Annotated in this window: 13 protein-coding genes; 12 read left to right on the forward strand and 1 reads right to left on the reverse strand. The window is 62.5% G+C overall.

The features are described 5' to 3' along the window. Positions 1-4: 4 nt before the first annotated feature. Positions 5-595 carry an amino acid synthesis family protein gene (locus AC09SL_RS28665; RefSeq protein ID WP_003182108.1) on the reverse strand — a complete coding sequence of 197 codons (591 nt, stop codon included), beginning with the start codon at positions 593-595 and terminating at the stop codon, positions 5-7. Positions 596-1,326: 731 nt separating this feature from the next. Between AC09SL_RS28665 and AC09SL_RS28670 the strand changes: the two genes are divergently transcribed. From AC09SL_RS28670 to AC09SL_RS28725, 12 genes are all read left to right on the forward strand, one after another. Continuing rightward, positions 1,327-2,736 carry a circularly permuted type 2 ATP-grasp protein gene (locus tag AC09SL_RS28670; protein WP_058545285.1) on the forward strand — a complete coding sequence of 470 codons (1,410 nt, stop codon included), beginning with the start codon at positions 1,327-1,329 and terminating at the stop codon, positions 2,734-2,736. Positions 2,737-2,739: 3 nt separating this feature from the next. Further along, the gene (locus AC09SL_RS28675; protein WP_058545286.1) at positions 2,740-3,690 is read left to right on the forward strand and encodes an alpha-E domain-containing protein; all 951 of its coding nucleotides are present in this window, start codon (positions 2,740-2,742) and stop codon (positions 3,688-3,690) included. After that, positions 3,687-4,484 (forward strand): transglutaminase family protein, encoded by a 798-nt coding sequence (locus AC09SL_RS28680; protein WP_058545287.1) that lies wholly within the window; start codon positions 3,687-3,689, stop codon positions 4,482-4,484. The genes AC09SL_RS28675 and AC09SL_RS28680 overlap by 4 nt, the downstream gene beginning before the upstream one ends. 706 nt (positions 4,485-5,190) lie before the next feature. Then, positions 5,191-5,793: a transposase gene (locus tag AC09SL_RS28685; protein WP_014338096.1), complete on the forward strand. Its 603-nt coding sequence runs from the start codon at positions 5,191-5,193 to the stop codon at positions 5,791-5,793. 68 nt (positions 5,794-5,861) lie between these two features. Beyond that, positions 5,862-7,424, forward strand: a complete 1,563-nt coding sequence (locus AC09SL_RS28690) for a ShlB/FhaC/HecB family hemolysin secretion/activation protein (RefSeq protein WP_419555126.1) — start codon at positions 5,862-5,864, stop codon at positions 7,422-7,424. A gap of 17 nt (positions 7,425-7,441) precedes the next feature. Further along, on the forward strand, positions 7,442-9,241 hold the full coding sequence (locus AC09SL_RS28695; protein ID WP_058545289.1) for a DUF2341 domain-containing protein: 1,800 nt from the start codon (positions 7,442-7,444) through the stop codon (positions 9,239-9,241). Positions 9,242-9,251: 10 nt separating this feature from the next. Further along, on the forward strand, positions 9,252-9,677 hold the full coding sequence (locus tag AC09SL_RS28700) for an ExbD/TolR family protein (RefSeq protein WP_003201710.1): 426 nt from the start codon (positions 9,252-9,254) through the stop codon (positions 9,675-9,677). Between the two features lie 2 nt (positions 9,678-9,679). Continuing rightward, complete coding sequence (locus tag AC09SL_RS28705) at positions 9,680-10,384, forward strand: energy transducer TonB family protein (RefSeq protein WP_058545290.1); 705 nt, start codon at positions 9,680-9,682, stop codon at positions 10,382-10,384. Between the two features lie 38 nt (positions 10,385-10,422). Then, positions 10,423-12,114: a putative porin gene (locus AC09SL_RS28710; RefSeq protein WP_064106832.1), complete on the forward strand. Its 1,692-nt coding sequence runs from the start codon at positions 10,423-10,425 to the stop codon at positions 12,112-12,114. Between the two features lie 15 nt (positions 12,115-12,129). Continuing rightward, on the forward strand, positions 12,130-12,777 hold the full coding sequence (locus tag AC09SL_RS28715) for a hypothetical protein (protein ID WP_058546011.1): 648 nt from the start codon (positions 12,130-12,132) through the stop codon (positions 12,775-12,777). A gap of 22 nt (positions 12,778-12,799) precedes the next feature. Further along, a complete protein-coding gene (locus AC09SL_RS28720) occupies positions 12,800-13,279 on the forward strand; it encodes a YbjN domain-containing protein (protein WP_058546010.1) in 480 nt (159 codons plus the stop codon). Further along, positions 13,276-14,220, forward strand: a complete 945-nt coding sequence (locus tag AC09SL_RS28725) for a peptidylprolyl isomerase (RefSeq protein ID WP_058546009.1) — start codon at positions 13,276-13,278, stop codon at positions 14,218-14,220. Before AC09SL_RS28720 ends, AC09SL_RS28725 begins: the two co-directional genes overlap by 4 nt. Positions 14,221-14,340: the final 120 nt, after the last annotated feature.

Below are 14,340 nucleotides of genomic sequence, written 5' to 3' on the forward strand. Positions count from 1 at the left end.
TGGATTACTGCGCATTCTCGGCGGCCAGTTCTTCCAGGTCGATGTAGCGGTTGCCGATGCGCGGGTGCAGGCGGCCGCCATCGGCGCAGCCCAGCACCACGACGATTTCGTCGGCGCGCGGGGCGTCTTCAATTTGCATTTCCAGGGTGATGTAGTGCGAACGCAGGCCTTCGTCGTCCTTGTGCATCATCGGGATCTGAATCGAGGTGCCAGGGCCGCCGCGCTTGTTGGTGAAGCTCAGGTAGCTCTTGGCCTTGACCGCTTCGCGGTAATGGTTGCCGAAGCGCAGGGTGTGGATCACGGCGGAAGCGTGCTCGATTTCACCGTCGGCCCCCACCACGGCGGCCTTGCCATAAGCTTCGATCTTCTCGGCGCCGCCGATGATGCCTACCAGACGCTCGACCATCAGCGCGCCGAGGTCGGAGCAGTTGGCGCGGATTTCCGGTTTCAGGTCTTCGACGAAACCGCGACCCAGCCAAGGGTTTTTCATCACCACCGCCAGCCCGACCATGGTCACCGGTTTGTCGGTGGCCTTGCCGCCTTCGATAAAGGTTTCTTCGACATAGCTGACGATCTTGCGAATTTCGAAACTCATGAGCTGCTCCCTGGGTGGATGAATAGGTCTTTGCGTATGATGGTATACCATAATACTGTTGGTGCAAGTGCTGCTGTCGGATTTGTACGAAGGGAGGCGACGGAAGGCTGGAGGCGCTGAGGCAAGTGCAGGATCGATGCACGCTTGTGGCGAGGGATTTATCCCCGTTTAGGTGCGAAGCGCCTCTTCGATGGTGCGCTTCGGTGCGTCTGTTGGATGCGATCTGGCAGACGCTTGGGGTCGCTCGCAACCCAAACGGGGATAAATCCCTCGCCACAGATGAAATGTGCCTACAGTGAATGGGTATAAATTTCCCCTTTTCAGGGCATTCGACGCTGGCTTCCCGCCTGGCTGCACCGATTCGACCCGTTCGTGGCGTCGACGCCGGAAATGGCAATAAACGTTTCAGCCTCCAGACAGGCTTTCGTCGCAAAAACGAAAATAAATTTCGCTTTTTGGTCGTTACGCGACAGTTTTTCCAGCTTTGTCTCGATGCACCGCACTTAGGCACAGCCCTTGCTACGACTACAGGACGAAAGAACCATCGGGGGGTATTCGATACGTAGATAAACAGGGGGGGGCGCACGTCATCCGGACGCAAAGGCCTGATCAGAGACCCATTGCCTAACGAGGTACTCAGAGAACCAGGGCTCATAAAAAAGGCAAGGCCGTACTGAGTGGAATGACGACGTAATAAGAAATGCCGTGTGCGACACGGCTGGGAGTTGGCTATGCCCCACGCTTTTTTTAATGAAATGTATGACGCCAAGGGTGACTGCCGCCCGCATTACCAAGCCTTCTCGCGCTGGTTGGCGGACACACCGCTTGAACTGTTGGAACAACGCCGCCGCGAAGCCGACCTGCTGTTCCACCGAGCCGGTATCACCTTCACCCTCTACGGGGACGAGCAGGGCACCGAACGGTTGATTCCTTTCGACATCATCCCGCGCAGCATCAAGGCCAGTGAATGGCAGGTGGTCGAGCGTGGCTGCATCCAGCGGGTCCAGGCCCTGAACATGTTCCTGGCCGACATCTACCACGGGCAACACATCCTCAAGGAAGGGATCATCCCGCCCGAGCAAGTGCTCGCCAACGAGGGGTACCAGATTGCGATGCAGGGCCTGAACCTGCACCGGGGCATCTACGCCCATATCGCCGGTGTCGACCTGGTTCGTGACGGTGACGGCAGTTACTACGTGCTGGAGGACAACCTGCGTACCCCCAGCGGCGTGAGCTACATGCTCGAAGACCGCAAGATGATGATGCGCCTGTTCCCCGAGCTCTTCGCCGCCCAGCGCGTAGCCCCCATCGACCATTATCCGAACCTGCTGCTCGACACCCTCAAGAGCTCAAGCCCTCTCGAGAACCCCACCGCCGTGGTGCTGACCCCGGGGCGCTTCAACAGTGCCTATTTCGAGCATGCGTTCCTGGCCCGTGAAATGGGCGTGGAACTGGTGGAGGGCGCCGACCTGTTCGTGCGTGACGACCACGTGTACATGCGCACCACCGCCGGCCCCCGGCAAGTGGACGTGATTTATCGGCGCCTTGACGATGCCTACCTCGACCCGCTGTCGTTCAACCCCGATTCGATGTTGGGCGTGCCCGGGCTGATCGCCGTGTACCGCGCGGGCAATGTGGTGCTGGCGAATGCGGTCGGCACGGGCGTGGCCGATGACAAGTCGATCTACCCCTACGTCGACGAGATGATCCGCTTCTACCTCACCGAAGAACCGATCCTGAAGAACGTGCCCACCTGGCAGTGTCGCAAGCCCCAGGACCTGTCCCACGTGCTGGCCAACCTGCCGGACCTGGTGGTCAAGGAAACCCAAGGCTCCGGCGGCTACGGCATGCTGGTCGGGCCGGCCGCCAGCGCGGCGGAGATCGAGGATTTCCGCGCACGCCTCAAGGCCCGTCCCGAAGCCTACATCGCCCAGCCAACCTTGAGCCTGTCGACGTGCCCGACCTTTGTCGAGAGCGGCATCGCGCCGCGCCACATCGACCTGCGGCCGTTCGTGCTGTCGGGCAAGGAAACGCGCCTGGTGCCCGGCGGGCTGACCCGCGTGGCGCTGCGCGAAGGCTCGCTGGTGGTGAACTCGTCCCAGGGCGGTGGCACCAAAGACACTTGGGTAGTGGAGGACTAAGACATGCTTTCAAGAACTGCTTCGGACCTCTATTGGATGTCCCGCTACCTGGAGCGCGCCGAGAACCTGGCGCGCATGCTCGAAGTCAGCTATTCGTTGTCGCTGATGCCCCAGGCCGGGCGCAGCGATGGCCATGCCGAGCTGGCGATGTCGTTGCTGGCGGCCGGTACGCTGGACGACTACAACGCCCGTTATGACGTGCTCAACACCGAGCGCATGCTGCATTTCTTCGCGCTGGACGAAACCAACCCCGGCAGTATCTACAGCTGCCTGCGGGCCGCGCGAACCAATGCCCATGCCGTGCGCGGGCGCATCACCGCCGACATGTGGGAAAACATCAACGCCACCTGGCTGGAAATGCGCAACATCGCCAGCAACGGCCTGGGGCGCTACGGCATCAGCCATTTCTGCGAGTGGGTCAAGGAGCGCTCGCACCTGTTCCGTGGCGCGACGTCGGGCACCATCATGCGCAATGACGCCTACTGCTTCATTCGCCTGGGCACCTTTATCGAGCGGGCCGACAACACGCTGCGCCTGCTGGACGCCCGCTATGAAATGTTCGGCGAGGAATCGGAGGAGGTCAGCGACAACTCGGCCCGTGGTTATTACCAGTGGAGTGCCTTGTTGCGCGCGTTGTCTTCGTTCGAGGCATTCAACGAGATCTATCGCAATGCGCCCAATGCCGAGCAGGTTTCCGAAATGTTGCTGCTGCGGGCCGACGTCCCGCGCTCGCTGCATGCCTGCATCGAGGAGCTGGACCACATCCTCGCCAGCTTGCCGGGCAACAACGGCCGGCCGGCGCAACGCCTGGCCGCCGAACTGCATGCGCGCCTGCGTTATTCGGGGATCGACGAGATCCTGGCGTCGGGCCTGCATCAATGGCTGACCGACTTGATTGGGCAGATCCGCCACTTGGGCCAGACCGTCCATGAGTCTTACCTGGAGGTCGTATGAAACTGTCTATACGCCACGACACCACCTACAGCTACGCCGATGAAGTCTGCACCAGCATCCAGTTCCTGCGCCTGACGCCCCGGGACACTCAGCGCCAGCGCATCCTGGAGTGGCATCTGGAACTGCCGCGACTGGTGCGCAGCCAGCTTGATCCCTATGGCAACATCCTGCATGTGATGACCATGGACGAGCCTCACGGCGCCTTGGTACTGACGGCTTATGGCGAGGTGGAAATCCATCAGTCCATCGCGATGGAACCGGACAACCAGTCGCCGCTGCCTTTTTTGCGCACCAGCCGCCTCACCCAGGCAGACGACGCCCTCAGCGCCTTCGCCGTCGAGCAATGCGCGGGACGGCGCGATCGTTCGGCCTTGACCGATTTGATGAATGGTTTGGCGGCGCGAATGCCCTACAGCCCCGGCACGACGGCGGTCAACAGCACCGCCGCCGAGGCGTTTGCCGGTGGCACGGGGGTTTGCCAGGACCATACCCACGCGTTCCTGGCCTGCGCGCGCAGCCTGGGCATTCCTGCGCGCTATGTTTCCGGCTATTTGTGCACCGAAGATGAAAGCCACCTTGCGAGCCACGCCTGGGCGGAAGCCTGGCTGGATGATGGCTGGTACAGCTTCGACGTGACCAACCAACTGACCTTCCCAGACCGCCACCTGAAACTGGCGGTCGGCCTGGACTACCTCGACGCCTGCCCGGTACGCGGCATGCGCCGAGGTGGCGGAGCGGAGCAGATGCAGGCAAGGGTGCAGGTGAGTTCGATGGTGCAGGTGCAACACCAATAACGGCAGGCTTTATCGCCAACACCCGATCCCCCTGTGGGAGCAAGGCTTGCCCGCGATGGCGGCAGCCCATCCGACATCGATGCAAGCTGACCCACCGCTTTCGCGAGCAAGCCCGCTCCCACAGAGCATTTGTGGCAGACATAAGCCTTGTACCCACCCGAGACCCCTGTGGGAGCAAGGCTTGCCCGCGATGGCGGCAGCCCATCCGACATCGATGCAAACTGACCCACCGCTTTCGTGAGCAAGCTCGCTCCCACAGAGCATTTGTGGCGGACATAAGCCTTGTACCCACCCGAGACCCCTGTGGGAGCAAGGCTTGCCCGCGATGGCGGCAGCCCATCCGACATCGATGCAAGCTGACCCACCGCTTTCGCGAGCAAGCCCGCTCCCACAGAGCATTTGTGGCAGACATAAGCCTTGTACCCACCCGAGATCCCCTGTGGGAGCAAGGCTTGCCCGCGATGGCGGCAGCCCATCCGACATCGATGCAAGCTGACCCACCGCTTTCGCGAGCAAGCCCGCTCCCACAAAAATCCGCCCGTCGTCCCAAGTCAGGGCATCTTCCTGGCGCCTCCAAATGAAGCTTTCATGACAAAAGTTCGGTAGCACATCGCCATTCCCGTCATGCCTGTGTGACGTGTTCAAGGGGGCCTTCAAGGTCGTTTTGGAGCCGGGGCGCAAAGCCGGGAGTGAGGCGATGGGGACTATGGAACGTTATTCGAAAGTGGGCATGCAGGAGCTGGACCAGCGGCTGTCGAAGATCGTCGAGGCGGCGCGCAAGCAGCCGGTTTCGGTGTATCGCTACGGCGCGCCGTGGGTCTGGATCGTTTCCCAGGATGACTGGCAGGGCGCGCTCAAGGAAGTGTCCAGCTACATTCCGCAAGGCCATTCGCTGGTCTTGCTGCGTCCGCAGATCGACGACCTGCTGGATGACCATCGCGATGTGCTGCAGGGCCTCAACGCCGGTGCCCAGATGCTGATCGCACCGCAAACCGCCATGCATATCCTTCTGCTGCAACTGCTCTATTCGGTGCCCAGCGAGCAGCAACTCTACGAACAACTCAATTACAACCTGCTGTTCCGCTGGTTCGTCGGCCTGGACCTGAACCAGAAGGTCTGGAGCTTCAACGTCCTGAGCAAAGACCTCGCCACGCTGCTGGGCGACGCTCGGGCGGTGCGGCTCATTCAGAAAATCATCGGTGAAGTGTTCTGTGGCGCCTTGCTGCAAATGCCGGAGTTCTCCTTGAACTTCGCGCTGCTGCACACCTGGCTGGCCCGGCACGCCACGACATCGACCGCAAGCAATTGAGCCGTACTTTGAATTCAGGGGGTGGTGTGGAGCATTTCTTCAAATCGCGGCCGGCGCTGTGGGGCTGGTTGCTGCTGGCGGTCGGGGGGCCGTCGGCATTCGCTGCCGAAGGAGGGCAGGAGGCCGAAGCGGCGCCGGTTCGGTTGGTGGACGTGAACGAGTACTTCGTGCGCGGTAACACCGTGCTCGATGCCCGGGCCATTGAGGAAGCGGTGTACCCGTTCCTCGGTCCGCAAAAGGCCTTGAGCGACATCGAAGGTGCCCGGGAGGCCCTGCAAAAGGCCTATCAGGCCCGCGGTTATCAATCGGTGTTCGTCGAGTTGCCGGAGCAGAAAGTCGAAGACGGCATCGTCTACCTGCAAGTCAGCGAGACCAAGATCGGCCGGGTGCGGGTGGTGGGGGCCAAGCATTACTCGCCCGTCGAAATCCGTGATGACGTGCCGGCGCTCAAGGAAGGCGAGGTGCCCGATTTCGCCCAGGTCCAGGCAGAACTGGCGCTATTGAACAAGACCCCGGGGCGCCAGGTGATGCCGCTGGTGCGCGAAGGCCAACGCCCCGGGACGATGGATGTGGATCTGCAGGTCGAAGACCAGAACCCCTGGCAGGCCAGCCTGGGGTTGAACAACGACTACAGCGCAGACACCGAAAAGCTGCGCACGGTCGCCAGCCTGGGCTACAACAACCTCTGGCAACTGGGCCACAGCGTGTCGCTGACCTTCTTCACCGCGCCCCAGGACACCGAAAACGCCAAGGTCTGGTCGGGCTCCTATACCGCGCCGCTGAGCGAACGCTGGAGTGTGCAGTTCTCGGGTTACCAATCCGACAGCAACGTGGCAACCGTCGGCGGCAGCAACGTGTTGGGTAAAGGGCATTCCTACGGGGTGTCGGCAATCTACAGCCTGCCGTCCAGTGGGGCATGGGCCAACAGCTTCTCGGTCGGGGTGGATTTCAAGGACTTCGAGGAAGAGCTCAACCTGGGCGGGGCCAGCGACAAGGCACCGCTCAAGTACGCACCGTTCACCTTCGCCTACAACGGCTTTCGCTACACCGAAAAAAGCCAGTTGGGCCTCAGCCTGAGCCTGGTGGCGGGTACCCGTAGCCTGCTGGGCTATGGCAGCTCCGACGAAGAGTTCGACTACAAGCGCTACCGCGCCAGCCCCAGCTTCGCCGTGCTCAAGGGCGACGGCAATTACACCTTCACCTTTGCCAACGACTGGCAGACCGCCTCCAAGGCCGCCTTCCAACTCGCCTCCGGGCCGCTGGTTTCCAACGAACAATTCTCTGCCGGTGGCGCCACTTCAGTGCGTGGCTACCTGGCCGCCGAGCGCACCGGTGATGACGGCTACCTGCTGTCCCAGGAGCTGCGCACTCCGTCCCTGGCCAAGTTTCTCGGCAGCTACATCCAGGAGTGGCGCTTTTATGCCTTCGCCGAAGGCGCGCAGTTGTACCTGCGCGACGAACTGCCCGACCAGGAAGCCGACTACAGCCTCGCCAGCGTCGGCCTCGGCACCCGCGCGAGCCTGAGCAAATGGTTATCCGGCAGCCTCGATTGGGGCTATCCGCTGCTCGAAGGGCCGAACACCTCGAAACAGGAATCGCGCCTGCACTTCAACCTGCAAGCGACGTTTTGAACCCAGGAGTCATGTCCATGCAACGCTTATTGTTATCCCTGTTTATCTGCCTGGGGCTGGTGCTTCCGGCGACCGCCAACGCCTGGTGGCAGGACGAATGGCACTATCGCAAACAGATTTCGGTGGACACCACGCCCCAGGGCGCGGCGATCAATCAGGCGCTGGGCCGCACGGCACTGCTGGTGCGCCTGCACACCGGCAACTTTACTTTTGATGGCGTCAAGGACGACGGCTCGGACCTGCGCTTCGTCAGTGCCGACGACAAGACCGTGTTCAATCACCAGATCGAAAGCTTCGACCCGTTGATGGGCATGGCGCTGATCTGGGTCGATGTGCCGAATGTTGAGGGTGGCCAGCGTCAGGACGTGTGGATGTATTACGGCAACCAGAAGGCGCCGGCCACAGGCAGCGGTCAGTTGACGTTCGACCCGGACTACACCGCGCTGTACCACTTCGACGGCGCCACCGGCGTACCGCCCCGGGACACCACGGCCTACGGCAACAATGCCCAGGGCGCGGCCGGTGTCAGCATCGACGGCGTGATCGGGCGAGCCTTGCAGTTCAACGGCCAGCCGCTGTTGTTGCCTGCCAGCGCTTCGTTGCAACACAGTGCCGGCGCGGCGTTCACCTTCAGCACCTGGCTGCGCCAGGACCAGGCCAGTGGCGAACAAATCATTCTGGCCCGTCGTGAAGCCGACACCAGCCTGTTGGTTGGTGTGAACCAGGGGGTGCCGTTCGTAGCGATCGATGACCAGCGTGCGGTCTCGACCCAGCCTTTGAACCCCGGTCAGTGGCAGCATCTGGCGTTGACCGCCTCGGGCGACCGGGTCGTGCTGTACGTCAATGGGCGTGAAACCGCGAGCCTCGCCGTGGCGATGCCGGCGTTCAATTCGGCCATTGCCCTGGGGGCTGATGTCGCTGACGGTGACTTCGCGCCATTTGGCGGGGCCATGGACGAAGCGCGCCTGTCCAAGGTCGCCCGCCCGGCGCCACTGTTGTTGGCCGACGCCAATGCCCAGGGCGCCGAGTCGAAACTGGTGGCCTACGGGGTCGATGAAGAACAGTCCGGCTTCGGTTTCGGCAGCCTGGGCTTCTTGCTCAAGGCCGTGCCGCTCGACGCTTGGGTGATCATCGCGGTGCTGGTGCTGATGATGTTCCAGTCGTGGATCATCATGATCCGCAAGAACCGCATGGTCAGCCGTCTCAGCGCGGCCAACGAAGCCTTCCGCGAACAGTTCGCCAAGATCGGCACGCGCCTGGAAATGTTCGCCGATGACCAGGACCTCGCCCAGCACCTGCAACACTCGTCGCTGTGGCGCCTGTACCTGGTGGCCGTCAAGGAGATTCGCACCCGCCGCGAGCAGGGCGCCGACACTTCGTCGGTGTCGGCGGCCACCATCGAAGCGATCCGCTGTTCCATGGACGGCGTGCGCACCCGGGAAAACCAGCAGCTCAGTTCGAAGCTCTCGACCCTGTCCAACGCCATCGCCGGCGGCCCGTACATCGGCCTGCTCGGCACCGTGCTGGGGATCATGGTGGTGTTCCTCGGCACGGCCATGGCCGGTGACGTGAACATCAACGCTATCGCCCCAGGCATGGCCGCGGCATTGCTCGCCACCGCCATGGGCCTGTTCGTCGCGATCCCTGCGCTGTTCGGCTACAACCGCCTGATCACCCGTAACAAGGAAGTCAGCGCCGACATGCGGGTCTTCGTCGACGAGTTCATCACCCGCCTGGCAGAGATGCACGGCGAAGGGCAGTCCGGTGAGGCGGCGCATCGCCGTAATCATCACGTCCAATCGTCCGTACCGGTCTGAGGGTGTCGCCATGGCTAGCGTAAACGCTTCACATGATGACGACGATGATGCCGCCGTCGACAGCATCAACATCACGCCGCTGGTGGATGTGCTCATGGTGGTGCTGGTGATGTTCATCCTCACGGCCACGGCCCAGGTGTCGGGTATCCAGATCAACCTGCCCAAGGCCAGTGCCTCGGTGTCGTTGTCCGAGGCCAAGACCAAGGCGATTTCGGTGAACGACGGCGGGCAGGTGTTCCTCGATGCCTACCCGGTGACCCTGGCCGAGCTGGAGGAGCGCTTGCGCATCGAAAAGGCCCAGAGCCCGGACTTCCCGGTGATCGTGCGCGGCGACGCGACGGTGCAGTACCAGAAAGTCATTGAGGTGCTGGACCTGTTGCGGCGCCTGGAACTGTCCCAGGTCGGTCTGGTGACCGGCAAACCGAGCCAGGGCTGATCATGACTGCCAGACTCCCCATCGATCCGCCCCCGGTGAAGACCTCGCCGTTGCGCCTGCTCAAGTGGACTGCGGGCCTGCTGCTGGGTGCCGTGGCGGCCTGGCTGCTGTGGCAGTGGGCCAACGACATGAGCGGCGTGCGCCGTGAAGCACCCAAGGTGCCGACCATTATCCCGCTGCCGCCTCCGCCCCCACCACCGCCGGAGAAACCCAAGGAGCCGGAGCCCCAGGTCGAGGAGAAGGTGGTCGAGCCAGAGCCGACCCCGGAACCCGAAGAGGTCAAGCCCGAGGAAGAGGCACCGCCGTCGCCGGTCGATGACCTGGCGAACCCGATGCAAATGGACGGCGATGCCCAGTCCGGCAACGACGCCTTCAACATCGGTGCTGGCAAGGGCGGTGGCATGGCCGGGGCAGGGGGCGGACGCCTCGGCAATGGTACTTACAGCCAGTTCCTGGCGTTCACTTTTCAGCGCTTGCTGCGGGAAAACCCCGACCTGCGCAGCCTGGCGTTCTCGCTGCAGGCCGATGTCTGGCTCAGTGCCGTGGGCGAAATCACCCGGGTCGAGCTGGTCAAGTCCAGCGGCAACCCGCAAGTGGACGAACAAGTTATTTCCGCCCTGCGAGCCGCGCCCCATTTGAATGAACGGCCACCGGCCTCCCTGACTTTACCCGTGCGCTTGTCCTTGCAGGGACGGCGGCCGGGTTAACCGACTATTTGAAAGTTTGCCAAAGGAGTTGTGTGCAGATGATTTCCAATGTGAATCGATTATCGTGGGCGATCGGCCTGGTGGTCCTGAGCCTGGCCGGGCACGCGGCCGCCGCCCCGGCGCCTTCGGAAAACGCCACGATCAATCTGATCCGCCTGCTGGTGCAGCAGGGCGTGTTGAAACAGGACCAGGCCGATGGCTTGATCGCCCAGGCTGAACGGGAAGCCGTGCAGGCCCGCCAGGCGGCCACGGCGGTTGCTGCAGCGCCGGCCGGTGCGCCGGGGGACGTGCGGGTGCAATACGTGCCGAACATCGTGCGTGAACAGATCCGCGACCAGGTCAAGGCTGAAGTCATGGCCACCGCCAAGCAGGAAAACTGGGCCCAGCCCAACACTTTTCCGGACTGGGTCTCGCGCATCAGTTTCGATGGCGACATTCGCCTGCGGGATGAGTCGCGCTATTACTCGGGCACCAACAGCAACGAAATCGTCGACTTCGCCCGGCTCAATGACAAGGGGCCCTACGACGTCAACCCTAACAGCAGCTCCAGTCTGCCGCCGTTGCTCAACACCCGCGAAGACCGCGAGAACCTGTTCCGCCTGCGTGCACGCCTGGGTATGAAAGCGGTGATTGCCCCGCAATGGAGCGCGGGTATCCGCATCGGCACCGGCTCGGACAACAACCCGGTGTCCACCACCCAGACCCTCGGTGGCGGTTTTGGCAAGAAAGACATCTGGCTCGACCAGGGCTACCTGACCTGGAAGCCATCGGACGAATTGACCCTGACCGGCGGGCGTTTCGCCAACCCGTTTTTCTCCACCGACCTGTTGTATTCCGGTGATCTGAACTTCGATGGCGTGGCGGCGAACTTCAACCACAAGCTCAATCAGGATTGGGGCGTGTTCGGTACGCTCGGTGCGTTCCCGGTGGAGTACACCAACGACACCAGCACCAGCAATGGCAGCGACAAGGAGGAGAGCGACAACAAGTGGCTGTACGGTGCGCAACTGGGGGCCAACTGGGCCATCAACGACAGCAACCGGATCAAGGGGGCCCTGGCCTATTACCGCTTCGACGACATCGAAGGCCAGCGCTCTTCGCCGTGCCAGCCTTGGGCCGGTGATCCAGGCTGCGACAGCGACGGTTCGCGCGTGGCGTTCATGCAGAAGGGCAACACCGTGTTCCTGCTGCGCGACATCACGCCCAACCCCCTCAACCCGTCCACCACGCCACAGCCGCAATACGTCGGCCTGGCCTCGGAATTCAACCTGCTGGACCTGAATTTTGCTTGGGACACCGATCTGCCCGAAGACCTGAAACTGCGCAGCCAGGCCCACTACGTCCACAACCTGGGCTACGACGAGGGCGAGATGCGCAAGCGCTCCGCGGGGCAGTTCGCCAACAACCTGGACGAGAACGGCGAGGTGGAAAGCGGCGCCAACGCCTGGATGCTGCAGTTCACCCTTGGCAACTCGCTGGAGCTCAAGCGCGAAGGCGACTGGAACCTGTTCGCCGGCTACAAGTACATCCAGCCCGATGCCTTGCCGGACGGCTTCAACGATTCGTCATTTCATCTGGGTGGCACCAACGCCAAGGGTTATTTCCTGGGCGGCAACTATGGCCTGGCGAGCAATGTCTTCGCCACCGGTCGCTGGTTGAGTTCCGAAGCGGTGTACGGCGCGCCGTACGACATCGATGTCTTGCAGCTTGAAATCAACACGCGCTTTTAAGCGCAGGGAGGCCTCATGAAAAGGCGAGCCAAATACCCATGCCCGGCAGCGTTGCTGACGCTGGGCCTGCTGCTCAGTGGCGTGGCTCACGGCGAAGGCCTGGAAGAGCGGCTGCGGGCCCAACTGCGTAGCACTACTGCCCAGTTGCAAACCCTGCAAAGCGAGCAGGCCCAGGCCAGCGCCGCTCGTCGGGCGGCCGAGAGCCAGGCCAAAGAAGCCCAGGCGCAGATCAAGCAGTTGACTGCGCAATTGACCAAGGCCCAGGCCCTGGCCGAACAACTGGCCGGCCACCAGCAAAGCCTGCAAAACCAGGCCCAGGCCCAGGTGGCGGCGAGCAACGAGCAGATTGGCAAATTCAAGAAAGCCTATGAAGAACTGTTGGTCCTGGCCCGTGGCAAAGAGGCCGAGCGCGCCCGTCTGGAGGGGCAATTGACCGAGCGTGACACACAAGTGCAGCAATGTTCGGTCAAGAATCAACAAATGTACGAAGTCGCCAAGACACTGCTGCATGCCTACGAAACCATTGATGTGACCGACATCGTGAAGATCCGCCAGCCGTTCGCGGCCAAGGCCCGGGTGCGTTTCGAAGAGTTGGCCCAGGGGTTTGGCGATGATCTCTACAAGAACCGTTTCGATGCGCCCCAGGCCTCGATCACTCACTGAACAGAACAAGGAAGAAGCGAGCATGACCTCAATGATTGAACATGTGGGTACCAAATCCTTGACCGAGTGGTTGCAGGCCGCGGGCTATCGGGTCAACGAAACCGAGCAGAACGGCATCGTGCAACTGCTCAGCGCCAGCCAGGGCATCGGCTTTGCCGTGCGTTTGGGCAATCCTGCGCCGACAGCGGGCCAATACCTGGACTTCACCTTCAGCTGTGCCTTGCGGGTACAGGGCGAGTTGCCAGCGGGATTGGTAGAGTTGTGGAACGCCTCGCGCCGCTTTGCCCGGTTGTCGCTGCAGGGCGAATTCCTGGTGATGGAAATGGACGTGGTGGTCGCGGCAGGCGTGAGCGCCGATCATTTGCGCAGCCACCTGGAACTGTGGGATCGCCTGTTGCAGGAGTTCATTGTCTACCTGCGTGAGTACAGCCAGAACGCGGCGCGCCTGCAAACCCCGGCCGAGCCCGTCGAGGCGCCATCGGAGGAGGCCGTCGCATCGTGAAGAAGCCGACGTTCGTCATCAGCGCCGCAGCGCTGGGCCTGCTCGCCGTGGCGCTGGTACTGGGCCTGCGGCCGGGAAGCGATCCGGTCGCCGCGGTACAGACCGTCAGCGTTGCTACGGCTCAATCGCCGAGCCTGGCGCGCTTGGGCAACCAGCACGTCAGCCCCGATGAACTCAAGACACTGCTGGCCGCACTGGCCCCCGAAGTTCGCCAGCAAATGCGTGGCAATCGGGCAGCACTGGAAGGCTGGATCCGTGCCCGCCTGGCGGAAAAAGCCGTGTTGGAACAGGCCGATGCCCAAGGCTGGCGCGAGCGGCCCGAGGTGGAGCGCCAGACGCGGGCGGCGGCTGAGCAGATTGTGTTTCGCGACTACTTGCAGTCGGTCAGCCAGGTGCCCGCCGGGTACCCCAGTGAAGACGAGTTGAAGCAGGCTTACGACGCCGGGAAAGCCAACTGGACCGCGCCGGCGTTGTACCGCGTCAGCCAGATTTTCCTGGCAGCCACCGAGCCGCAAACCGTAGAGGCGGTGCGCCGGCAAGCGCTGGAACTGAGCAAAAAGGCCCAGGCGTCACCCGCTGAATTTGCCGAGCTGGCCAGCCGTTTTTCCCAGGACCGCACCAGTGCCGAGCGCGGCGGTGACAGTGGTTTGCAACCGTTGCAGCAGTTGGTCCCGCCGGTGCGTGAGGCGGTGGCGCGCCTGAAGGTCGGCGCGGTGTCGGACCCGGTGCAGAGCCCGGCGGGGTTTCATGTCATCAAGCTCACCGAACAACAGCCGGCCCGGGAAGCGACCCTGGACGAGGTCCGCGAACGCTTGACCCAGGCCCTGCGCGCCCAGCGCCAGGAACAAATCGCCAAGGCCTACCTGGATGGCATGCTCGACACGGCGACGTTGAGCATCGATGGCGCGCAGTTGAGCAAGGTGCTGGAGGAGGGGCTTTAGGCAGGTCTACACCCACAAGCTCGCGCTGGGCCCTGTAGGAGCTGGCGAAGCCTGCGATCTTTTGATCTTGATCTTGATCTTGATCTTGATCTTGATCTTGATCTTTCGCTTGGGATTCAA

Source organism: Pseudomonas sp. PF05, from assembly GCF_056521845.1.

Excerpts from the sequence above, each read along its gene's own strand:
- AC09SL_RS28665 (WP_003182108.1), bottom strand. The coding sequence starts at position 595 with ATGAGTTTCGAAATTCGCAAGATCGTCAGCTATGTCGAAGAAACCTTT.
- AC09SL_RS28670 (WP_058545285.1), top strand. The coding sequence starts at position 1,327 with ATGCCCCACGCTTTTTTTAATGAAATGTATGACGCCAAGGGTGACTGC.
- AC09SL_RS28675 (WP_058545286.1), top strand. The coding sequence starts at position 2,740 with ATGCTTTCAAGAACTGCTTCGGACCTCTATTGGATGTCCCGCTACCTG.
- AC09SL_RS28680 (WP_058545287.1), top strand. The coding sequence starts at position 3,687 with ATGAAACTGTCTATACGCCACGACACCACCTACAGCTACGCCGATGAA.
- AC09SL_RS28685 (WP_014338096.1), top strand. The coding sequence starts at position 5,191 with ATGGAACGTTATTCGAAAGTGGGCATGCAGGAGCTGGACCAGCGGCTG.
- AC09SL_RS28695 (WP_058545289.1), top strand. The coding sequence starts at position 7,442 with ATGCAACGCTTATTGTTATCCCTGTTTATCTGCCTGGGGCTGGTGCTT.
- AC09SL_RS28700 (WP_003201710.1), top strand. The coding sequence starts at position 9,252 with ATGGCTAGCGTAAACGCTTCACATGATGACGACGATGATGCCGCCGTC.
- AC09SL_RS28705 (WP_058545290.1), top strand. The coding sequence starts at position 9,680 with ATGACTGCCAGACTCCCCATCGATCCGCCCCCGGTGAAGACCTCGCCG.
- AC09SL_RS28710 (WP_064106832.1), top strand. The coding sequence starts at position 10,423 with ATGATTTCCAATGTGAATCGATTATCGTGGGCGATCGGCCTGGTGGTC.
- AC09SL_RS28715 (WP_058546011.1), top strand. The coding sequence starts at position 12,130 with ATGAAAAGGCGAGCCAAATACCCATGCCCGGCAGCGTTGCTGACGCTG.
- AC09SL_RS28720 (WP_058546010.1), top strand. The coding sequence starts at position 12,800 with ATGACCTCAATGATTGAACATGTGGGTACCAAATCCTTGACCGAGTGG.